At 66.4% G+C, this 21,062-nt stretch carries 21 protein-coding genes; 8 read left to right on the top strand and 13 right to left on the bottom strand.

From position 1 onward, the window contains the following. The first annotated feature begins 8 nt into the window (after positions 1-8). Entirely contained in the window at positions 9-932 is a 924-nt protein-coding gene (locus IE097_RS15500; RefSeq protein ID WP_189461761.1) for a LysR family transcriptional regulator, read from the top strand. Here the strand turns inward: IE097_RS15500 and IE097_RS15495 are convergent. Both IE097_RS15495 and IE097_RS15490 read right to left on the bottom strand, forming a co-directional pair. Continuing rightward, positions 892-1,950 (bottom strand): FUSC family protein, encoded by a 1,059-nt coding sequence (locus IE097_RS15495; protein ID WP_189461760.1) that lies wholly within the window; start codon positions 1,948-1,950, stop codon positions 892-894. The two genes, IE097_RS15500 and IE097_RS15495, sit on opposite strands and share 41 nt — an antisense overlap. A gap of 85 nt (positions 1,951-2,035) precedes the next feature. Then, the gene (locus IE097_RS15490; RefSeq protein WP_189461759.1) at positions 2,036-5,689 is read right to left on the bottom strand and encodes a DUF748 domain-containing protein; all 3,654 of its coding nucleotides are present in this window, start codon (positions 5,687-5,689) and stop codon (positions 2,036-2,038) included. A 177-nt stretch (positions 5,690-5,866) separates the two neighbouring features. Here IE097_RS15490 and IE097_RS15485 point away from each other — a divergent pair, with 177 nt between their 5' ends. The 5 genes from IE097_RS15485 (at position 5,867) to IE097_RS15465 (ending at position 10,307) form a co-directional block, all read left to right on the top strand. Then, positions 5,867-7,057, top strand: a complete 1,191-nt coding sequence (locus IE097_RS15485; protein WP_189461758.1) for an STAS domain-containing protein — start codon at positions 5,867-5,869, stop codon at positions 7,055-7,057. Positions 7,058-7,132: 75 nt separating this feature from the next. Next, positions 7,133-7,666: an ATP-dependent protease subunit HslV gene (gene hslV, locus IE097_RS15480; RefSeq protein ID WP_189461757.1), complete on the top strand. Its 534-nt coding sequence runs from the start codon at positions 7,133-7,135 to the stop codon at positions 7,664-7,666. A 171-nt stretch (positions 7,667-7,837) separates the two neighbouring features. Further along, complete coding sequence (locus tag IE097_RS15475) at positions 7,838-8,794, top strand: biotin--[acetyl-CoA-carboxylase] ligase (RefSeq protein WP_189461756.1); 957 nt, start codon at positions 7,838-7,840, stop codon at positions 8,792-8,794. Next, positions 8,791-9,522: a type III pantothenate kinase gene (locus tag IE097_RS15470; RefSeq protein ID WP_189461755.1), complete on the top strand. Its 732-nt coding sequence runs from the start codon at positions 8,791-8,793 to the stop codon at positions 9,520-9,522. The genes IE097_RS15475 and IE097_RS15470 overlap by 4 nt, the downstream gene beginning before the upstream one ends. 23 nt (positions 9,523-9,545) lie before the next feature. Then, positions 9,546-10,307 carry an SPOR domain-containing protein gene (locus IE097_RS15465; protein WP_189461754.1) on the top strand — a complete coding sequence of 254 codons (762 nt, stop codon included), beginning with the start codon at positions 9,546-9,548 and terminating at the stop codon, positions 10,305-10,307. Between the two features lie 79 nt (positions 10,308-10,386). On the opposite strand, the gene IE097_RS15460 is transcribed toward IE097_RS15465, so the two are convergent. The 11 genes from IE097_RS15460 to IE097_RS15410 form a co-directional block, all read right to left on the bottom strand. Next, positions 10,387-11,547 carry a flagella assembly protein FlgT middle domain-containing protein gene (locus tag IE097_RS15460; protein ID WP_189461753.1) on the bottom strand — a complete coding sequence of 387 codons (1,161 nt, stop codon included), beginning with the start codon at positions 11,545-11,547 and terminating at the stop codon, positions 10,387-10,389. 36 nt (positions 11,548-11,583) lie between these two features. Beyond that, on the bottom strand, positions 11,584-12,270 hold the full coding sequence (gene trmB, locus IE097_RS15455; protein ID WP_189461752.1) for a tRNA (guanosine(46)-N7)-methyltransferase TrmB: 687 nt from the start codon (positions 12,268-12,270) through the stop codon (positions 11,584-11,586). A 90-nt stretch (positions 12,271-12,360) separates the two neighbouring features. After that, a complete protein-coding gene (locus IE097_RS15450) occupies positions 12,361-12,840 on the bottom strand; it encodes a GNAT family N-acetyltransferase (RefSeq protein WP_189461751.1) in 480 nt (159 codons plus the stop codon). 53 nt (positions 12,841-12,893) lie between these two features. Further along, complete coding sequence (locus tag IE097_RS15445; RefSeq protein ID WP_189461750.1) at positions 12,894-13,337, bottom strand: GNAT family N-acetyltransferase; 444 nt, start codon at positions 13,335-13,337, stop codon at positions 12,894-12,896. A gap of 60 nt (positions 13,338-13,397) precedes the next feature. Continuing rightward, positions 13,398-14,186, bottom strand: a complete 789-nt coding sequence (locus IE097_RS15440; RefSeq protein ID WP_189461749.1) for a thiazole synthase — start codon at positions 14,184-14,186, stop codon at positions 13,398-13,400. A gap of 29 nt (positions 14,187-14,215) precedes the next feature. Beyond that, positions 14,216-14,548, bottom strand: coding sequence for a hypothetical protein (locus tag IE097_RS15435; RefSeq protein WP_189461748.1), 333 nt, complete (start codon positions 14,546-14,548; stop codon positions 14,216-14,218). 3 nt (positions 14,549-14,551) lie between these two features. Further along, positions 14,552-14,755 carry a sulfur carrier protein ThiS gene (thiS, locus tag IE097_RS15430; protein ID WP_189461747.1) on the bottom strand — a complete coding sequence of 68 codons (204 nt, stop codon included), beginning with the start codon at positions 14,753-14,755 and terminating at the stop codon, positions 14,552-14,554. A gap of 70 nt (positions 14,756-14,825) precedes the next feature. Next, on the bottom strand, positions 14,826-17,006 hold the full coding sequence (locus IE097_RS15425) for a RelA/SpoT family protein (RefSeq protein WP_189461746.1): 2,181 nt from the start codon (positions 17,004-17,006) through the stop codon (positions 14,826-14,828). 108 nt (positions 17,007-17,114) lie between these two features. Next, a complete protein-coding gene (gene rpoZ / locus IE097_RS15420) occupies positions 17,115-17,324 on the bottom strand; it encodes a DNA-directed RNA polymerase subunit omega (protein WP_189461745.1) in 210 nt (69 codons plus the stop codon). A gap of 79 nt (positions 17,325-17,403) precedes the next feature. Beyond that, positions 17,404-18,018 carry a guanylate kinase gene (gene gmk / locus IE097_RS15415; RefSeq protein ID WP_189461744.1) on the bottom strand — a complete coding sequence of 205 codons (615 nt, stop codon included), beginning with the start codon at positions 18,016-18,018 and terminating at the stop codon, positions 17,404-17,406. A 101-nt stretch (positions 18,019-18,119) separates the two neighbouring features. Continuing rightward, positions 18,120-18,986: a YicC/YloC family endoribonuclease gene (locus IE097_RS15410; RefSeq protein WP_189461743.1), complete on the bottom strand. Its 867-nt coding sequence runs from the start codon at positions 18,984-18,986 to the stop codon at positions 18,120-18,122. A gap of 124 nt (positions 18,987-19,110) precedes the next feature. Here IE097_RS15410 and IE097_RS15405 point away from each other — a divergent pair, with 124 nt between their 5' ends. Together IE097_RS15405 and IE097_RS15400 are read left to right on the top strand one after the other, a co-directional pair. Continuing rightward, positions 19,111-20,079 carry a serine/threonine protein kinase gene (locus IE097_RS15405; protein WP_189461742.1) on the top strand — a complete coding sequence of 323 codons (969 nt, stop codon included), beginning with the start codon at positions 19,111-19,113 and terminating at the stop codon, positions 20,077-20,079. Beyond that, positions 20,076-20,987 carry a PP2C family protein-serine/threonine phosphatase gene (locus IE097_RS15400; RefSeq protein ID WP_189461741.1) on the top strand — a complete coding sequence of 304 codons (912 nt, stop codon included), beginning with the start codon at positions 20,076-20,078 and terminating at the stop codon, positions 20,985-20,987. The genes IE097_RS15405 and IE097_RS15400 overlap by 4 nt, the downstream gene beginning before the upstream one ends. The last annotated feature ends 75 nt before the right edge of the window (positions 20,988-21,062 follow it).

Genomic DNA, 21,062 nt, shown 5'->3' with positions numbered 1-21,062 from the left:
CAAAGCTCATGCAATCGATCCTCGAACTGCGCCATCTGAAAACCCTGGCGGCGATCCGCGATACCGGCAGCCTGACGCGCGCGGCCGAGCGGCTGCACCTGACGCAATCGGCGCTGTCGCACCAGCTGCGCCAGCTCGAGGAGCACTATGCGATGCCGCTGTTCGCGCGCAAATCGGCGCCGCTCAAGCTCACGCCGGCCGGCGAGCGGCTGGTGGCGCTGGCCGACGGCGTGCTGCCGCAGATCGCCGGCACCGAGCGCGACATCGCCAAGCTGCGTGAAGGCGAAGCCGGCAGCCTGCGCATCGCGGTCGAGTGCCACACTTGCTTCGACTGGCTGATGCCGGCGATGGACACCTTCCGCGGCCGCTGGCCCGAGGTCGAACTCGACATCGTCTCGGGCTTTCACGCCGACCCGGTCGGCCTGCTGTTCGACGACCGCGCCGATCTGGCCATCGTTTCGGACATCGACCCCGAGGCCCGCATCCACTTTGCGCCGCTGTTCGCCTACGACATGGTCGCGCTGCTCGCCAACGACCACCCGCTCGCGGGCAAGGCCTGGCTGTCGGCCGGGGACTTCGCCGACGAAACGCTGATTACCTATCCGGTGCCGGACGAAATGCTCGATCTGGTCCGGCAGGTGCTGAAGCCGGCCGGCGTGAACCCGAAGCGGCGCACAACCGAGCTGACGGTGGCGATGCTGCAGCTAGTTGCCAGCCGCCGCGGCATCGCCGCGCTGCCGCGCTGGAGCGTGCAGCACTACCTCGACCGCGGCTATGTCGTCGCCAAGCCGGTAACCGAAAACGGGCTGACGGCAAGGCTGTACGCGGCGATGCCGCAGGAACGCGCCGGTGCCGCCTATCTGCGCGACTTCGTCGACATCGTCCGCGAGGTCAGTGCTGCGGAGCTGCCGGGGATCCAGCTGACGCTGTAGCCAGGGCGCGGATCGCGTCGACGCTCTTCACCAGCAGGCGCTGGTGTTCCATCAGCGCGCCCTGCAGCACCATGTTGTACGGATTGGCGCTGTCCGCCGGCGTGTACGGGGTGTCGAGGTAGGGATGTGCCGGCGGCTCGCTCCGTCGGTGTTCGAAGTAGGCCGCCAGTTGCCGATGCACCTCGTGGATCTGCGCCAGATGCGCGAACACGTGGTCACGGAACGCCGGTTCCAGCAGCCCGAACAACTCGCGGCTGTCGCCGAGTTTGCGCAACAGGCCGGTGCCGCTGTCGATCAGCGCGAGCCGGTGCTCGAACAGCCCCACCTCGCCGCCGTAGCGCCGCAGATGGCGCCGGCCGTGCGGACCGTAATCGGCCTTGAAGTTCGCCAGCTGCGCCCGCGTTTCCAGCTGGGCCTTCGTCAGCGGATCGAGGCAGGCCGGCGTCAGGCTGGCCAGCGAGCGCGTTGCCACCACGGCCTCGAACAGCGCCGCCAGTTGTACGCTGCCACGGTGCGCGAGCTGGTGGAAGCGGTAGCCCTGATCGGGCGGCAGCACCAGCAGTTCGACCGCAAAGCCGATCGCCATGCCGACCGCGACGGCGAACATCCGCCCTTCGGCCGCCGCCAGATCGCGGCCGAAGCCGGCGACAAGGCAGATGGCAATGCCCATGCTGGTGAGCCGGAACGCGTCCGGAAAGCGCTTGACCAGCACGAACATGACGATGGCGACCAGCACGATGATCGCCATCGGCTCGGGCACCAGCGGGTACAGCGCCAGGCCGATCGGAATCGGCACCAGATTGGCCATCGACCGCTGGATGAAGTACTTCTTCGACGTCTCGATCGACGGCCCCAGGCCGAGCGCCAGCCAGGCCGACGAGGCCATCGTCTCGGCGATGAAGGGTTTGGCGTTGAACAGCGTCGGCAGGCCGTAGCCGAGCAGCAGTGCGATCAGCAGTTTGACGAAGCGTCCTTCCTGCGAGATCGACAGCCTGGAGAGTCGGTCGCGTAGCGTCATGGTCCGGCTCCGGAATGCGAAGCCGCTACCCTGCCACGAACCGGCGCAACGCGCACCGGTCCGCGATCAAGATCCGGCCCCGGCACTATTGCAGCTTGAACTGCGCCCGCGTACTCGGCCCCTTGTCCTTGTCGCCGTCCTTCGCGCTCGCATCCAGCCTGGCGCGGGTCAGGAACATCCGCTCCTCCGGCACGCCGGCATCGAGCAGCGCATCCTTGACGCCACGCGCCCGGCGGTCCGCCAGCTGCGCCAGATCGGCATCGGACACCGGCAGCTCGGCCATCAGGATCTTTTCCATTTCGTCGGCCGGCAACGATTTGGCCAGCCCGATCGCATTGGTCGGCTTCTTGATGTCGGCCGCCTTGTAGACGCGCTTGAGCAGTTCGGGCTTCTCGGCATCGCTGATCTTGATGTCGTCGACCGACTCGCCGCCCTGCGACACGTCCTTGGCCTTCAACAAACGCATCTTCTGCCGGATCATCCGCTCGCGCAGGCCGGGAATGTCCTTGTCGCGATCGACCCAGCCGGTGATTTCGAGCTTGAGCGCCGGCCGGTCCTGCAAGGCCTGCGCCAGCTGCTTGATGCCGTCCTGCGCCGCCGGCTCGATCCGCGCCGACCCCGGCGCAAAGCCGACATAGGACAGGCTCGGACCGCCGCCGAATGCCGAGGCGATCAGGTCGAACGGCGCGGTCACGGCCTTTTCCAGCAGGTTGACGATCACCTGGACGATCAGCCCGCCGACGCTGAAGTCCGGGTCGTCGAGCGAGCCCGAAATCGGCAGGTTGACGTTGATCTGGCCATGGCGGTCGGTCAGCAAGGAGAGCGCGAACTTCACCGGCAGCTTGGTCGCCTGCGGGCTGTCGACCTTGTCGCCGAGCGTGAGCTGGTCGAGCTGCAGCTTGTTCTCGGCCTTGAGCTTGTTGTCGTCGATCCTGTAGTGCACGTCCATCGACAGCTTGCCCTTCTCGATCCCGTAGCCGGCGTACTTGGCCGAGTACGTCGACGCCGACGCCAGCTCGTACCCCTTCACCGCGGCCCTGATGTCGATGTAGCGCTTTTTCGCCAGCGGGTTCAGCTCGCCCGAAATCGTCACCGGCGCAATCCGGTCGACGCTGCCCTTGATGTCGAGCTTGGCGCGGGTATCGTCGACCGACGACAGCCCGGTGATCGTCCCGCCCATGTCGGTCAGGTTGGCGTTGTAGTTCGGCTTGATGAACAGGTCGGTGTAGTTGATCCGGCCCTTGCTCAGCGTCACCCTGTCGACCCGGACCGGCGTCACCGGCTTCGGTGCGACGGCCGGCAGCGAGGCCTCGCGCACCCGCGCGCCGGCGACGGTCTTCGTCTCGCCGGCCTTGTCGTTCGCCTTCGCCGCGGCGGCCACCTCCTCCGGCACCGGGCCGCTGCTGTCGCCGGCGGCGATGTCCTTCAGGTTGAGCTGGCCCTTTTCGGTCAGCACCAGCCGCGCGTAGTAGTCGCTGAGGTTGACGTCACGCACCGCGATGTTCAGCGGGTCGAAGCGCGTATCGATGCCGGTCAGCGCCAGATTTCCCCAGCGCAGCAGGTCCTCGCCACTGTTGCGGTCGATCGCATGCAGCTTGGCGACGCCCGCATTGCCGCGGTAGCGGCCCTTGAAGCCCGACGCGGTATCGAACTCGACGTCGCCCTTGGCCGAGATCAGGCCGCTGACGAGATTGATGTTCAAGTAATGGGCGAAATAGGGCTGGGTCGGCGCGGCGTCGAGGCTGCGTGCGTCAACCCTGAGCTTGCCCGACAGCGGCAGCAGCTTGAGTTCGCCCTGCGTCGCCAGGCTGCCGCTGCCGTTGCGTGCCGTCAGCTTGAGCTGGGTCGTCACCACATCGGGCCAGGCGAACGGACCGGCATCAAGGCCGATCCGGTCGAAGACGAAAGGCACGCCCTTGGGCAGGCTGCGGTCTTCGAAGGTCAGCCTGACGTTGTTGAAGGCGATCTGGTCGACCTGCACGTGGATCGGCGCCTCCGCCCGAGCCGCACGCCGCGAAGCCCTCTTGTCCGTCGCGACTTCGGCCGTCCTGGCCAGGTTCTGCATGTTCAGCTGGCCGTCGGCCTGCCGTACCAGCTTGATGGCGCCACCGTCGACGCCAAGCCGTTGCAGCTTCAGCGTATTGTCGCCGCTGTCGTAGCGGATGCCGTCGACGTCGAGCGCGTCGATGTCGGCCACCCGCTCCTTGTCGAGCGTCGAACGCGCCCCCGCAATGTGCAGCTTGCCGTCCTCAAGACCGAACGTGGCGCCGTTGTCGCCGCTGGCAAAGCGGTAGCGTCCGCCGACCGCGAGCGTTCCCGTCTCGGGCTGGGCGCGCGTATACATCCGGTAGTACGGCAGATAGTCGACGAACGGCAGCTTGTCGAGCGAGAACGTCCCCTCGGCGGCCAGCGGCGTCAGCGTCAATTGCGACGTGGCGGCGATGGCCTCGCCGCGGCTGCCGGCGGCGCTGAGGTCGATCTTCGCCGGAGCCTTGCCGTCACTGGCGAGGCCGTCGGCCCGCAACTGGATCCCGGTCAGCGAGGCCGACACCGCCGGGCTGACCGCGGCGTCATGCCAGTCGACCCGGCCCTGCTCGATGACGAAATGCGCCAGGCTGTAGCGCAGCAGCTCGCCCTTGCGTGCCCTGGCCACCGCCGAGGCGTCCGGCCTGTCCGCGGACCGGGCCGCCGGTCGGGATGCGGCGGCCGGCAGCAGCCGTTGCCAGTTCAGCGTGCCCGCGGCATCACGGGCGGCCGTCAGCGCCGGCGCCTCGACGGTCAGCGACTTGAAGCGGTACAGGTTCGCCAGCGGTTCGACCTGCTGTGCTTCGAGCCGGATCGACCTGGCCGAGAACAGCGGTGCATCGGCGTGACCGACAAAGGCCAGCGCATTGAGCGCCAGCTTGCCGTCCAGCCGCAGCGTCTGGGTCTTGCCCTGGCTGAACACCAGCTGCAGATCGCTGTCGAGCTTGGCCGACTGCAGCCGGCCGTCGAGCTTGAGCGGTACGTAGTCCCAGTAGCGCGCCAGATCGAGCGCCTGCCATTTCAGCTCGAAGCGCGTCTCGCGCGCGTCCTCGAACGGCCGGGTCGTGCCACTCAGCGCGAACGGTGCGCCATCTAGCCTGAGCGACAGCTTCGGTTCGACGTCGGTATCGACGAACACCGGCAGGTTGGAAACGAAGGGCACGCCGAGATCGAGCGCCTCGACCTTGTGTTGCTGGTGCAGGTACTGGTCGTCGAAATCGACCCGGCCCCCGTTGACGCGGATGTTGTAGACGGCGAAGCGCTGCGGTTCGCCCTCGGACGGCGGCGCGGCCCGGGCCTTGTCGATCAGGTCGGAGATGTTGTAACGGTTGGGGCCGAGTCGCACCAGCCGGAAGTACGGCTGGTCGATGTCGAGCGATTCGAGCACCGGAGCCAGCCGGTACAGCGATTTCAGCGTTGCATTGACCCTCACCTGCTTGAACGACAGCACCGGTTTGCCGGCTTCCAGCACGCTGAAATCGCGCACCGTCGCCGTCAGCGTGAACGGATTGACCGACAACGCACCGATGGCCACCTGGCGGCCGCCCAGCGCCTGCGACAGCGCGCTCTCCAGCCTCGGCCTCGCCAGCCACGGCAGCAGGCCTGCCCCCAGCACGGCGATCGCGATCACGGCAATCAGCAGTGCCAGCCCGATCCGCCGGGCGCGACCGCTGCGCAATGTCCGGCTCACCTTCGCGACGGCGGCTGATGTCATCAGGCTTGCTCCATGCTTTGATTTCATTCCGGTATTTTAGTCGCCAAGCGCCCGGACAAGGCATCCGCATATTCCTATTGCAAATTGAACGGCGATACGCTCGGGCGTGCCAATTTGACTCGTGCCCACAAGGGCATAAAATCTGAAATCCTGCCTGCAGCAAAAGAAGTGTTATCCGTGGTGTTTTCCCTGTTCCGCAAAAAAGACGCCGGCCCTGCCGCCACCGGCCCGGCGACGCAGCCGCGCAGCGAGCCGCAGGCGGCTGCACGTCCGCCCGAGCCGCCACAGGCCGCGCCGGCGCCCGAGTCGTACAACCTCAGCACGCTGGCGATCGAGGTCGAAGAATCCGCCTCGCACCTGAGCCCGGTCGAGGAAGAAGCCGTCGTCCTGCACGCCAACGGTCAACTGGCAATGGCGATCCAGGCACTCGCCCCGCATGTACCGACGCTGTCGGGCCAGCGCCGTACCGAAAGCTGGCTGATGCTGTTCGAGCTGTACCAGCAGGCCGGCGAACGCAAGGCCTTCGACGATCTGGCGCTGGCCTACGTGCTCGAATTCGAGATTTCACCGCCGCTGTGGCGCGGTAGCGCGGATGCGCCGGACGCGACGACACCGGCGCAAAATGGCGGCTATGTGGCATTGCCGGCACAGCTGAGCGCCAACAGTTTCGAGCGCGAACTCGACCGGGTGGTCGACGCCTGCAAACCGGGCAACAGTGTCCGTCTGGATTTCTCCAAGGTCACCGACATCGACCCGTTTGCCGCAGCCGAACTGTTGTCGCTGTGGCCGCGCATCCGCAAACAGGGTGCGATCCTGCAGCCGCTCGGCACCGCCGGCTTTGCCGACCTGCTCGCCTCGCGCATCGAAACCGGCCGCCGCCTGCCGGCCGAAGCGCCGTTCTGGCTGCTGCTGATCGAACTGATGCAGGCCACCGGCGACGCCGAGCGCTTCGAGAACATTGCCATCGACTACGCGATTACCTTCGAAGTCTCGCCGCCGTCGTGGGACGACAAGCTGGCGCCGAAGCAGCCGGTTGCGAAAGCGCCGGCCCGGGCCGCCCAGACACAGGCGCCGACCCCGTCGCCGACCGTACCCGACCGGCTGATCGTCAGCGGCGTGCTCGCCGACGGCGCACCGCAGGCCCTGAAGCAGATGCGCGATTTCGTCCACCAGCACGGCAAGCCGACGCTCGACTTCGCCGCCGTCACCCGTGTCGATTTCGAAACCGCCGGTCAACTGCTGAACCTGACGATGGAACTGCTCTCCAGCGGTCACACGCTGTCGTTCACCCGCGTCAACGAACTGGTGCTGGGCATGATGCGGCTGATGGGCATCGCCGACCTCGTCAACATCGGCCGGCAATCCTGACGCCACGCTGCGCTCTTGAACCGGGGCCCTTGGGGCCCCATTTGCTTTGAATCATTCATTCCGGCGGGACACAGCATGCAACAGTTTGACGGCACCACGATCGTATCGGTCCGGCGCGGCGAGCACGTCGCGGTCGGCGGCGACGGTCAGGTCACGCTCGGCAACATCGTCATCAAGGGCACGGCGCGCAAGGTGCGCAAGCTCTACAACGACCGCGTGATCGTCGGCTTTGCCGGCGGCACCGCCGACGCGTTCACGCTGATGGAGCGCTTCGAAGCCAAGCTGGAGAAACACCAGGGCCAGCTGACGCGGGCCGCGGTCGAACTGGCCAAGGACTGGCGTACCGACCGGATGCTGCGCCGGCTCGAAGCGATGCTGATCGTCGCCGACAAGACCCAGACGCTGGTGATCACCGGCAATGGCGACGTGCTCGAACCCGAGGAAGGCATCGCCGCGATCGGCTCGGGCGGCGCCTACGCCGAATCGGCCGCACGCGCACTGTTCCTCAACACCGACCTGCCGGCCGACGTGGTGGTGAAGAAGTCGCTCGAGATCGCCGGCGACCTGTGCATCTATACCAACCAGAACCACACGATCGAAACGCTGTAGCGCCTGACCGGCTACGCCTGCGCGTTTTGTCCCCGTACGATGCCCGGAATCCTCATGGACTCCATGTCCATTCCGGTTCCTGCGCTTCGGGCGTGAACAAACTGCTTTGGCTCGCTCGGCCGCTGAGATCGGCTCGTCTTGCCGGCCCGCATCGCTGCTAAAATCGCTGCCATGGCCGATACCCTTACCTGTCTGCAGTTTCTCAGTGCGGAGCACTTCACTTCCGGCGCCGACATCGCCGCATCGCTCGGCGTCTCGCGTGCCAGCGTCTCGACCGCGCTGGCCAGCGCCGAAGACTACGGCGTCACGCTGACGCGCCGCACCGGCGCCGGCTACCGGCTGAGCACGCCGATCGAATGGCTGTCGCGAGACCGGGTTCTGGCGGCTTTGCCGGCCGGCAGCCACATCGACATCGACGTCGTGGCCCGCACCGATTCGACCAACCGCCGGCTGCTGGCCGCGCCGGTCCACGGCAAGGCACTGGTCGCCGAATGGCAGGATGGCGGCCGCGGCCGTCTCGGCCGGCGCTGGCTGGCCCAGCTCGGCGGCAGCCTGATGTTCTCGCTCGGCTGGCGGTTCGAAGGCGGCACCGCCGGCCTGTCCGGCCTGTCGCTGGCGGTCGGCGCCATCGTCGCCGGTGCGCTGGCCGATGCGGGGGTCGCCGCCGTCCGGCTCAAATGGCCGAACGACCTGCTGCTCGACGGCGCCAAGGTGGGCGGCATCCTGATCGAGATCTCCGGCGATGCCATGGGCCCGACCGACGCGGTCATCGGCATCGGCCTCAACCTGATTGCCCCCGCGGCAGTCACCGACCAGGCCTGCGCCGGGCTCGCCGGACACGGGCTGGTTCCGGGTCGCAACGCCCTGCTGGCGCAACTGCTGACCGCGCTCGAGTCCGGTCTGGCCGAATTCACCGAACACGGCTTTGCCCCGTTCAAACAACGCTGGGAATCCTTCAGCGCCTGGCAGGGCCAGCAGGTCGAACTGGTTGCTCCGGACGGCAGCCGCCGCGCCGGCGTACTCGCGGGGCTGGCCGACGACGGCTCGCTGCGGCTGACGACGGACGCCGGCGAACTGGTCGTCCACACCGGCGACCTGAGCCTGCGGCGGACGGAGCCGGCACGATGAGCAAGCTCTTTCTCGACCTTGGCAACACCCGTCTCAAATGGGCCAGTGCCGACCGCCCCGGCGACTGGCTGGCCCAGGGCGATGCGGCGCACGACCGGCTTGATGCCGCACTGGCCGCGTGGCGATTGCTGCCGGCACCGGCGTCGGTCCACGGTGCCTGCGTCGCGGCACCGGCGCTGCGCGAACAGCTCGATGCCTTCGTCCAGGCACACTGGGCCCGCACGATCGACTGGCTGGCCCCGTCGCGCCACGCGCTGGGGGTCGAGAACCGTTACCGCCGGCTCGAACAGCAGGGCCCGGACCGCTGGGCCGCCGTACTCGGCGCGCGGGCCCGCTTTCCGGACGAGGCACTGGTCATCGCCAGTGCCGGCACCGCGCTGACCGTCGACGCGGTCACGGCCGACGGCGTCTTCCTCGGCGGAATGATCCTGCCCGGCTACCGGCTGATGAAACGCGCACTGGCCACCGGCACCGCCCGGTTACCCGACGCCGAAGGCCACCTCCACGACTACCCGACCTCGACCGAGGACGCAATCGAAACCGGCATCCGCACCGCACTGGCGGCCAGTGTCGACGCGATGGCCGCACGGCTCGTTGCCCGCGGCGAAACGCCAAGACTGTTGCTTGCAGGCGGCGATGCGGCGCAACTGACATCGTTGCTTAACACGCCGGCGACGCTTGTAGATAATCTCGTGCTTCACGGGCTGGCGGCGCTGGCCTTCGCCTGACCCGCAACGGATCACACCGCACGATGAAATGGTTTCTGGCCGCGCTCGTCGCACTCAACCTGCTGTTCTTCGCCTACACCCGCCTCGTCCCGGACCGGCCGAGCGGCGAGACACGCGCACCGGAAGTGGCCGCCAGCCAGGTCAGAAGCGTCAATCTGGCCAGACTCGACCCGACACCGCAGGCATCGGCGCACGGACCCGCCACGACTCCGACTCCGACTCCGACTCCGACTCCGACTCCGACTCCGACTCCGACTCCGACTCCGACTCCGACTCCGAAGCCTAGTCCCAAACCGACCCCACCGGCACAGGCACAAGCCGAAACCGCTGGCGTCTGCCTCCGCTGGGCCGGCCTGAGCGGCCCGGACGTCGACGCCGCACGCGGCAAGCTCAAGGCACTCGGCATTGCGGCGCAGGAGCACGGCAGCGGCGAGAATGCCCGCGTCTGGGTCTACATTCCGCCATTGGCCGACCTCGACACGGCCAGGAAGAAAGCCGACCAGCTGGCCGAGCTCGGTGTCGACGACTATCTGGTGGTCAACGACGGCAAGCGCTGGCAGAACGCGATTTCGCTTGGCGTGTTCTCGACCCGCGAAGCCGGCGAACGCCGGCTGGCGCAGCTGCAGGCCAAGGGCGTGCGCTCTGCCGTGGTCCGCGAGCGCGACGACGGCCTGAAACCGACCAGTTTCGTCACCGCCAAGGTCACGCCCGAACAGCAGCAGAAACTGCAAAAGGCCAGCGCCCAGCTGCGCGGTGCGCAACTGCAGGAAACGGCCTGCAAGTAAGCCATCGGCGGCTCGGTGCGTGCCCCCATCGGGGTACACGTCGCACCGTCACGCCGGGTGACGTACGGCCAGCCGTGACTCAGTGCCCGGCGCCGTCCCAACGGGCATAGTCGCCGACTTCGGCTTGCGCGCCGCTCATCGTCGCCAGCGACATCAGCGGCTGGATCTGCTCGACCGTCAGCACGCCGCCACGGTCTTCGATCATGCCCAGCCTTTGTGCCGGATCGCCATTGAGGCTGTCGACCGGCAACTGGAAGCTGCGCAGCCGGTAAAGCTGCAGCGTGTCGCCGGGCCGCAACCCGGCGGCCGTGCCGGCATCGAGTACGACCTGACCTTGCGACAGGCCGACCACGCGGGCCGAAAACGGCTGGCAGCGGATCTTCTCGGCGATCACCGCGGCAGCGCCGGCAAGCTGCCCAGCGACGACCTGACCGTAGTCGCCATTGACGAATCCCGCCCCGGCCACGGCCTGACGCGGATCGCCGAGGACGTCGCCACCGGCCTCGGCCTGCAAGGGAAAGCGACCGAGCAGCGCGCCGGAGACGCCATCGAACAGATAGAGCGTGGCATCGAAGTTCCGCGCCGCCGGCGTACGCTTGAGCCCGAATCCGAAGAAATCGAAGATCGGCAGGCTGAGCGACAGCTTGCTTTCCCCGGGTTTGACCTGCGTGCCGACCGCGGGCATGAAGCGCACGCCGGTCGTCGATGCGTCGTCGACGACACCGCCGACCACGAACTGGCTGCCATAGCGCCGCGCCAGCTCGCGCACGCGTTCGGGCTTCCACTGCACGTCGATCATGCCCGGCTGCAGCGCAAACGCACCCTCGCCGGGGGCAATCCTTGCATTGAGTTTGCCCCCGAGATCGAGGCTGCGCCGCAGGATGTCCTGCGTGCCTTCGAGAAACTGCGGCAGGTCGGCGATCTGGCCGGGCTGGCGCACCACGAAGGGGAGGACGACCACCGAGCGCTTGAACAGCCGTGCCGGCGGCACTTGGGGTTCCTGCGCCGCCACGGGCTGCGCGACGGTTTGCCCCGCCGGGTCAGCGGCCGACGGTAGCGGCGCCGTCTGCGCGGGCACGGGTTCGGTGTAGGGCGCGGTCGTCACCACCAGCGCCCGGTCGACGTCGACTGTCTGCCGGCCCAGCTGCGCGCTGTTCAGCGGCGTGACGGTGACGTCATCGGCGGCCTGCGCCACACCGGACAGCAAGGCCAGCGCGGTGGCGAATCGGACGAGGGACATGCGCAGGCTTCCGGCAGGAGATGCTGCGAGTCTAGATCAGCCGGCCTTGCGACGGAATACCAGATCCCAGACGCCATGACCCAGCTTGATGCCGCGGTTCTCGAACTTGGTCAGCGGCCGGTAGTCCGGACGCGGCGCGTAGCCGTCAGCGGTGTTCTCGAGCAGCGGCTCGGCGGACAGCACTTCGAGCATCTGCACCGCGTAGTCTTCCCAGTCGGTCGCCAGATGCAGATAACCGCCAACCTTGACCCGCGACAGCAGCTGCCTGATGAAATCGGGCTGGACGAGACGGCGCTTGTTGTGGCGTTTCTTGTGCCACGGATCGGGGAAGTAGATGTGCACACCATCGAGGCTGTCCGGCGTCAGCATGTGCTCGATCACCTCGACCGCGTCGTGCTGGACGATGCGGATGTTGCCGATGCCCTGCTCGCCGATCAGTTTCAGCAGGCTTCCGACACCGGGCGTGTGCACTTCGACGCCGAGGAAGTCGGTATCCGGCCGGCCGGCGGCGATCTCGGCGGTGGCCTGGCCCATGCCGAAGCCGATTTCGAGCACGCGCGGTGCTTCACGGCCGAAGGCCGCAGCCAGATCGAGCGCTTCGGCGGCGTACGGGATGCAGAAACGCGGGCCGAAGTCGGCCAGCGCACGTTCCTGCCCGGCCGACAGGTGGCCCTGACGCAGCACGAAGCTGCGGATGCGGCGCATGTAGTGGGGATTGTCCATCTCGATCCATTCCAAGCAAAAGCGCCGCAACGCGGCGCCTTTTTTCAACGATGCGCGATTATAGCGTCGCGACCGCCCCCGCGGGATGCCTTACAGCGCCAGACTGTAATAGCGGTAGACGGTATCGAGCGTGTAGCCGAGCGACTCGTACAGCGCCTGTGCGCGGCTGTTGCTGTGCGCCGTCGACAATTCGAGGTGGGATGCGCCGGTCGCCCGGGCATGCTCGGCCGCCTTGGCCATCAACAGGCGCGCCACACCGCCGCCGCGTGCCGTTTCGGCCACGTAGAGATCCATCAGGCTCCACGTCCGCGTTGCGGCAATCGAGCTGAAGTAGGGATAAAGCTGGATGAAGCCGCACGCACTGCCGTCCCGTTCGGCGAGCAGCAGCACCGACTCCCGCAGGCCAAGGCGTTCGGCCAGAAAAGCCCGTGCGAGCACAGGGTCGCTCGGCTGTTTGTAGAACACGCGATACGCGTCGAACAGCGGCGCAAGCGCGTCAAGATCGTCGAGGCTGGCATAGCGCACGATCACGTCGTGTGCCGCACCGTTCCACTCGGCTGGAATCCCCATCGTCCGCTCCCGTTCAAAAAGCGCCAGAGTGTAGGACCAAAGTCAGCGGGTTGCTACAGCTTCAGCGCGTAGCCCTGAAACTCGGTATCACGCTGGTAACCGAGCGATTCGTACAGCGCTTGTGCCGCATGATTGGCATGCGCGGTCGAGAGCCGCAGGCTGGCCGCGCCGGTCGCCTGCGCGTGGCCCCGCGCCGTGCCCATCAGCGCCCGCGCCACACCCTGCCCGCGTGCCGAGTCGGTCACGAACAGGTCGTTGAGCAGCCAGACCCGGCGCATGCCGACCGAGGAAAACAACGGAAACAGCTGGACGAAGCCGACGGCCCGGCCAGCATTTTCGGCCAGCAGCAACACCGACTCGCGCAAGGCCAGCCGCTCGCCCAGATAGTCACGCACGCCATCGACGTCGCTCGCCTGCTTGTAGAACTGCCGGTAGGCATCGAACAAGGGCACCAGCACATCGAGATCATCGAGGCTGGCATGGCGGACCGTGGTCATGCGTGACTCCTGGAGATGAAAAAGGCGGTCGTCGACCGCCTTGTGATTGCGCAAACCGGCTTACTTGCTGCCGATCATGCCGAACAGCGGGCTCGACGGGTCGGCGCTGTAGAGCTTCTTCGGCATCCGGCCGGCCAGGAAGGCTTCGCGACCAGCCTCGACCGCCAGCTTCATCGCGTATGCCATCCGCACCGGATCCTTCGCGGCGGCGATCGCGGTATTCATCAGCACACCGTCGCAGCCCAGCTCCATGCCGACGGTCGCATCGGACGCCGTGCCGACACCGGCGTCGACCAGCACCGGTACCTTCGATTGTTCGATGATCAGCCGCAGGTTCCACGGGTTCAGAATCCCCATGCCCGAGCCGATCAGCGACGCCAGCGGCATGATCGCGCAGCAGCCGATCTGCTCGAGTTCGCGGGCGACGATCGGATCGTCCGAGGTGTAGACCATGACGTCGAAGCCTTCCTTCACCAGCACTTCGGCCGCCTTGAGCGTTTCGCGCACGTTCGGGTACAGCGTGTTCGGATCACCGAGCACTTCGAGCTTGACCAGCTTGTGGTCGTCGAGCAGCTCGCGCGCCAGCCGCAGGGTGCGGATCGCGTCGTCGGCCGAATAGCAGCCGGCGGTGTTGGGCAGGTAGGTGAACTCGGACGGCGGCAGGTAGTCCAGCAGGCTGGGTTCGCCGGCATTCTGGCCGATGTTGACCCGGCGGATCGCCACGGTGACGATCTCGGCCCCCGAGGCATCGATCGCCGCGCGCGTCTCGGCAAAATCCTTGTACTTGCCGGTGCCGACCAGCAGGCGCGAGTTGTAGGTTTTGCCGGCGATCTGGAAAACGTCAGACATGCTGTTCCCTTTTGAAGCGAAGTAGCGATTCAGGAGGCCGCGGCGGCAGTCAGCCACGGCGTCACCGCGTCCACCTGCTGGTGGACAACGATGGGATCGGAAATCAGGCCGAAACGTGCGCCCTCGGGATACGTAACGGCAATGTGCGGCTGCGGGCCTGCGAAATCATGAATGGCGGCCCAGTCGGTCCAGTAGGTCAGCAGGAAGAAATGCGTGTAGCCGTCCTGCTCGACCCGCTGCACGAAGGCGCCCAGGTTGCCGTTCAAAGCCGTGCTCCCGGCGACCCCGGTCTGCTGCAGGTAGGCGGCAAACGCATCGCCATGCAGCGCCGGAACGACGCCATGCCAGCTGCGCGCAATCATTGCTCAGCCACCACCGACGGCAACCACCATCTCCAGCACGTCACCGTCCGCAAGCTGCGTCTGGGCGTGCAGGCTGCGCGGCACGATTTCACCGTTGCGTTCGATCGCGACACGCTTGCCGGTCAGCTCGAGCGTGGCAATCAGTCCGGAAACGGTCAGCGGCGCGGCGAAGGCTTTGGCTTCGCCATTGATGGATAGCTGGATCACGACGCGGCCTTGGCAGGATTGCGAATGGCGCCGATTTTAGCACGCGCGAAGCGTCGGACTTTGATGCCGCTCAGGCGCGTACCCGCTGCAGCCGGTAGATCACCGGCAGCTGGCGCAAGCGACGCATCACCTTGGCCAGATGCACCCGGTCGTGCACCTGCAGCGTGAACTGGACCTGGATGTAGCGCTCGCCCTCGGCTTCCTGCGTCGTCACCGCGCCGATATTGGCCTCGGCGTCGCCGATCGCGGTGGCGATCTGCCCGAGCACACCACGCTGGTTGTCGGCGAGCACCCGCACCGGTACGTCGAAGAAGCGTTCGACCAGCGGATCCCATTCGACGTCGATCAGCTTCTCGGCGTCGACGTGACCCTTGGCCAGCAGCGGACAGTCATGGGTGTGGATGACCAGCCCCTGGTCCTTCTTGACGATGCCAAGGATGGGGTCGCCCGGAATCGGATTGCAGCAGCGGCCGAACTGCACCGCCATGCCCTCCGTCCCGCGGATCGTCATCGCCGCGGTCCGGCGCGCGCCGCCACCTTCGTCGCGCCACAGCCCGGCGAGCTGCAGCAGGCGCTTGACGACGACCACGGCCAGCCGTTTGCCCAGACCGATGTCGGCGAGGATTTCGTCCTTGTCGCGGGCGCCGTTTTCCTTGACGTAGCGATCCCAGACGTCGTCGTCGAGCTCGACCGGCGCCTGGTGCAGCGTCGAAAACCCCTGTTCCAGCAGGCGTTCGCCCAGCGTCACCGATTCCTCGAAACGCATGCTCTTGAGGAAATGGCGGATGTGGCTGCGCGCCTTGCCGGTGGTAACGAAGGTCAGCCAGCTCGGATTCGGCTTGGCGTGCGCGGCAGTCACGATTTCGACCTGATCGCCGTTCTTGAGTTTGGCGCGCAGCGGCACCAGCTCGTGGTTGATCTTGGCCGCGATACAGCGGTCGCCGATGTCCGAGTGCACCGCGTAGGCAAAGTCGACGCAGGTCGCACCGGCGGGCATCGACAGGATCTTGCCTTTGGGCGTGAACACGTAGACCTGATCGGGGAACAGGTCGACCTTGATGTGTTCGAGAAACTCGACCGCATCGCCGGATTCGGACTGCAGCTCCAGCAGGCTCTGCAGCCACTGGTGGGTCTTCTGCTGCACGTCCGAGAACGACTCGTCGCCGCTCTTGTACATCCAGTGACTGGCCACGCCGGCATCGGCGATCCGGTGCATTTCGGCCGTGCGGATCTGGATCTCGATCGGTGTCCCATACGGCCCGAACAGCGTCGTGTGCAGGCTCTGGTAGCCGTTGGACTTCGGGATCGCGATGTAGTCCTTGAACTTGCCGGCAATGGGCTTGAACAGCCCGTGCAGCGCGCCGAGTGCCAGATAGCAGGTCGGCACGTCCTTGACGATGACGCGGAAGGCGTAGATGTCGAGCACTTCCGAGAACGACAGCGACTTCTCCTGCATCTTGCGGTAGATGCTGAAGAGGTTCTTCTCGCGACCCGACACCGTGGCGTCGAGACCGGCGCCCATCAGTTGCGCCCGCACCGCGTCGAGGATCTTGCCGACCACCTCGCGGCGGTTGCCGCGCGCTGCCTTCAGTGCCTTCGAGAGCACCGCGTAACGCCGCGGGTGCATGTACTTGAACGACAGGTCGTCCAGTTCCTGATAGACCGCGTTCAGGCCGATGCGGTTGGCGATCGGCGCATAGATTTCCATCGTTTCGCGGGCGATGCGCTTCTGCTTGTCCGGCCGCATCGCATCCATCGTGCGCATGTTGTGCAACCGGTCGGCCAGCTTGATCAGGATCACGCGCAAATCGCGCGCCATCGCCAGCAGCATCTTGCGGAAGTTCTCGGCCTGCGCCTCTTCCTTGCTCTGGAACTCGAGCTTCTCGATCTTGCTCATGCCGTCGACCAGATCGGCGACATGGCGGCCGAACTTCTCGGTGATCTCCAGCTTGGAGACGCCGGTATCTTCGACCACGTCGTGCATCAGCGCGGCGGCGAGCGCCTGCGCATCGAGATGCCACGCGGTGAGGATGGTCGCAACGGCGAGCGGGTGCGAGATGTACGGCTCGCCCGACTGGCGCGACTGGCCGCGGTGGGCGATTTCGGAGAACTTGAACGCGCGGGCGAGGAAGTCGCGGTCTTCCGGCTTCAGGTAGCCGGTGTCGTCGGACAGGAAGCTGTTGGCCGCGTCGAGAACGTGCGGCGCCTGGGTGGCGAGCTCGGGAAGTTCGTGCGGGCTTATCGCGGGCATGTGCCCGCCTTTGCCCGCCCGCTATGGCAGGCTGCGTCGTCGGTCTGGCGACACCGCCGTTTCATCGTGGTTGCGGCCCGGGCAACGCCGGGCCGGCTCCGCTGCCGATCAGGAACGACCGCGGTTGAGGATGTCGCGGCCGACGAGGCCCGACGCGACTTCGCGCAGTGCCAGCACGGTCGGCTTGTCCTTGCCCGGATTGTCGACCTGCGGGGTCGAGCCGTTGGCGATCTGGCGGGCGCGGTAGGCGGCGGCCAGGGTCAGGTCGAAGCGGTTGTCGATGTTCGGCAGGCAGTCGTCAACGGTTACACGGGCCATGTTCATTTACTCCAGATCAGTGAAATCGCCGGCGAAGGCGATAGATGGGCTCCATTCTACCAGAGCCCCCGACGGACGATCAGCCCTTGAGGCTGGCGAGCAGTGCAGCGTGCCGCTTTGCCTGGCGCGGCTGGCGCAGCCGCTCGGCGCGGACGATGCCGACAATGTCGCGCACCGCTTCGTCGATGTGCTCGTTGACGATCAGGTAATCGAACTCGGCGGCATGGCCGATTTCGGCGCGGGCCTCGGCCATGCGGCGGGCGATCACGTCCTCGGCGTCCTTGCCCCGGTTCTTCAGGCGCTGTTCGAGCACCTCGAGCGACGGCGGCAGCACGAACAGGCCGATTGCGTCCGGGAACAGCTTGCGCACCTGTTCGGCGCCCTGCGTGTCGATCTCGAGCAGGATGTCGCGGCCGGACTGGCGTGCCTCGTTGATCCACGCCAGCGACGTGCCGTAGTAGTTGCCGTAGACCTCGGCGTACTCGAGCAGCTCGCCGGCGGCGATCATCGCTTCGAACGCGGCGCGGTCGACGAAACGGTAATCCTTGCCGTCGACTTCACCGGCGCGCGGTGCGCGCGAGGTGAACGAGATCGACAGCTGGACATTGGCGTCGGCGGCGAGCAACGCCGCGACCAGCGTGGTCTTGCCGGCGCCCGACGGCGCGGTGACGACGAAAATGTTGCCCTGGGTCATCGCGGTTCAATTCCGTAAGAAAATTACAGGCAGCGTAGCATAGGCCGGCGGCATCGAAAACGCCGCCGTACGGCGGCGTTGCTGCCGGCCGGTGACGCGGGCTATTCGATGTTCTGGATCTGCTCGCGCATCTGTTCGATCAGCACCTTGAGTTCGATCGACGCACGGCTGGTTTCGGCCGATACCGACTTCGATCCGAGCGTGTTGGCTTCGCGGTTCAGCTCCTGCATCAGGAAGTCGAGCCGCTTGCCGACCGCCCCGCCCTTTTGCAGGATGCGGCGGATTTCCGAGAAGTGCGCGGTCAGCCGCGACAGCTCTTCGTCGACGTCGATCTTCTGCGCGAACACGACGATCTCCTGGCGGATCCGGTCGTCGTCGATGGTGCCGATCGCCTCGACGAAACGTGCGGTCAGCCGGGCTTCGTAGTCGGCCACCAGCGCCGGAATGCGCGGCTTGACCTCGGCGACGATGGCTTCCATGCCGGCGATGCGCTCGAGCAGGTGGTCCTTGAGCTTCTCGCCCTCGCGTGCGCGGCTGGCCTTGAAGTCGACCAGCGCCGCGTCGAGCAGCGCCGTCAGCGTCTCGCCGAGTGCGTCGTCCTGCGGCGCTTCCTGCGTCAGCACGCCGGGCCAGCGCAACAGTTCGCCCAGCTTGAGTTTCTCGCCGCTGCCGATGCGTTCGCCGGCTTCCGCACTGACGCGCAACAGCTCGTCAAGCAGCGCCTGGTTGAGTTGCAGCTTGGCCGAGCCGGCCGCCTGGGCATTGAAATAGGCGCGGCATTCGACCTTGCCACGGGACAGGGCGGCGCCGATGCGCTCGCGAATCGTGCCCTCGAACGCGCGCAGGTCTTCGCCGAGCCGCAGCGACAGATCGAGGAAACGGTGATTGACCGCGCGCACTTCGACGCTGAGCGTGCCCAGTGCCAGCTCGCGCTGGGCATTGGCATAACCGGTCATGCTGAAAATCATTGGAACTCCTTGTGGTCAAGCGGGTGCACCGGAGAAACAGCGTGAGCCACGCAACTTTACTTTCACCGGGGCGGCACTCAGAATCGGCGCAGACCGATCAGGCAATGCCAGTATAAAAACACGGATGGCGACACCGAGTAATCAGCCGCTCTCGCGCGGCTACCAGCTGCAGAACTATACGATCGCCAAGCTCTTGTCGGCTGGCGGCTTCAGTATCGTCTACCTCGCGCACGACGAAAACGATTATCCGGTCGCGATCAAGGAGTATCTGCCAAATTCACTCGCGCTGCGCTGCGAAGGCGAGCGCGTCGAAGCGACCAGCGACGAGAATCTGGCGATGTTCCGCCATGGCCTCAAGTGCTTCTTCGAGGAAGGCAAGACGCTGGCGCGCATCCAGCACCCGAACATCGTCCGGGTGCTGAACTTCTTCCGCGCCAACGACACCGTCTACATGGTGATGGAGTACGAGCGCGGGCGCACCTTGCAAAAGGAAATCCAGCTCAAGCACGAACGCGAAGGCGTCGACGAGAAGCTGATCCGCCACGTGTTCTTCCACCTGCTCAACGGCCTGCGCGAAGTCCACCTGAACAAGCTGCTGCACCTCGACATCAAGCCGGCGAACATCTATATCCGCAAGGACGGCTCGCCGGTGCTGCTCGATTTCGGCTCGGCGCGGCAGACGCTGACGCAGGAACACGCCAAGCTCACGCCGATGTACACGCCGGGCTTTGCCGCACCCGAGCAGTACAACAAGAAGAACGAGCTCGGGCCGTGGACCGACATTTACGGGGTCGGCGCCTCGATGTTCGCGTGTCTGGCGGGCACGGCACCGCAGCCGGCCGACGCCCGGTCGCGCGCCGACAAGCTGGTCGACCTGCGTGTGGCATACGGCGACCGCTACTCGCCCGAACTGCTCGACCTGATCCACCAGTGCCTGCTGCTCGATCCGACCGCGCGGCCGCAAAGCGTGCCGCAGCTGCAGAAGGCGCTGATCGATGCCGCATCACCGCCGGCGCGCAAGCCCGGCCTCATCCGCACCGTCCAGCGTGCCTGGCGCAAACTGACCATCAAGCCTGACCGGGGGATCGAATGAAATTCACCGTCTACCAGGATTCGCGCCGCGGCGCGCGAAAGAGCAATCAGGACCGCGTCGGCTACTCGTACAGCCGTGACGCGCTGCTGCTGGTCGTCGCCGACGGCATGGGCGGCCACCTGCACGGCGAGATTGCCGCACAGCTGGCGGTCGAACTGCTGACCGACCAGTTCGAGCAGAAGGCGCAGCCGGCGCTGGCCAACCCGCTGCAGTTTCTCGCCGACAGCTTCCAGCGCTGCCACGAAGCCATCTACGACTACGCGGCGCGCAAGCAGATGCTCGAGATACCGCGGACGACCTGTGTCGCCTGCATCGTCCAGGACGGCGTCGCCTACTGGGCCCACGTCGGCGATTCGCGCCTCTACCTGCTGCGCGGCAGCAAGGTGCTGGCGCAGACGCGAGACCATTCCAAGGTGCGGCGCCTGCTCGACGAGCGCAAGATCACCGAGGAAGAAGCACGCGTCCACCCGGAGAAGAACAAGATCTACTCCTGTCTCGGCGGCGTCTACCCGCCGGAGATCGACCTCGGCGGCAAGATCGCGCTGTCCGACGGCGACACGCTGCTCCTGTGTTCGGACGGACTGTGGGGCTCGCTCGAGGACGACGAACTCGCGCACTTCCTCGGCGCCTTCCCGGTGCTGTTCGCCGTGCCGCAGCTGATGGACCGCGCCGAGCTGCGCGGCGGCAAGTTCGGCGACAACCTGTCGGCGCTGGCGATCAACTGGCATGACGCCGACGAGAAGGAAATCAGCGGCGATGCCTTCGTCTCGACGCAGAAGCTCGACCTGCACACGATCGCGACCCACGTCGACCCGCTGACCACCAAGGACGGCGGCGCCTTTACCGACGACGACATCGAAAACGCCATCGCCGAAATCCAGGCGGCGATCGCCAAGTATTCGAAGTAGGCCGGCAGGGCAATATTCGCACGGCTGCCGGCCACCCCGGCGGTATAATCCCTTGATTCGATTGAACCAAGGATG

The organism is Jeongeupia chitinilytica (genome assembly GCF_014652315.1).
GTDB classification, from domain to species: domain Bacteria; phylum Pseudomonadota; class Gammaproteobacteria; order Burkholderiales; family Chitinibacteraceae; genus Jeongeupia; species Jeongeupia chitinilytica.
The sequence above is the reverse complement of the archived record's forward strand: the minus strand, read 5'-3'. Positions and strand labels throughout refer to the sequence as shown.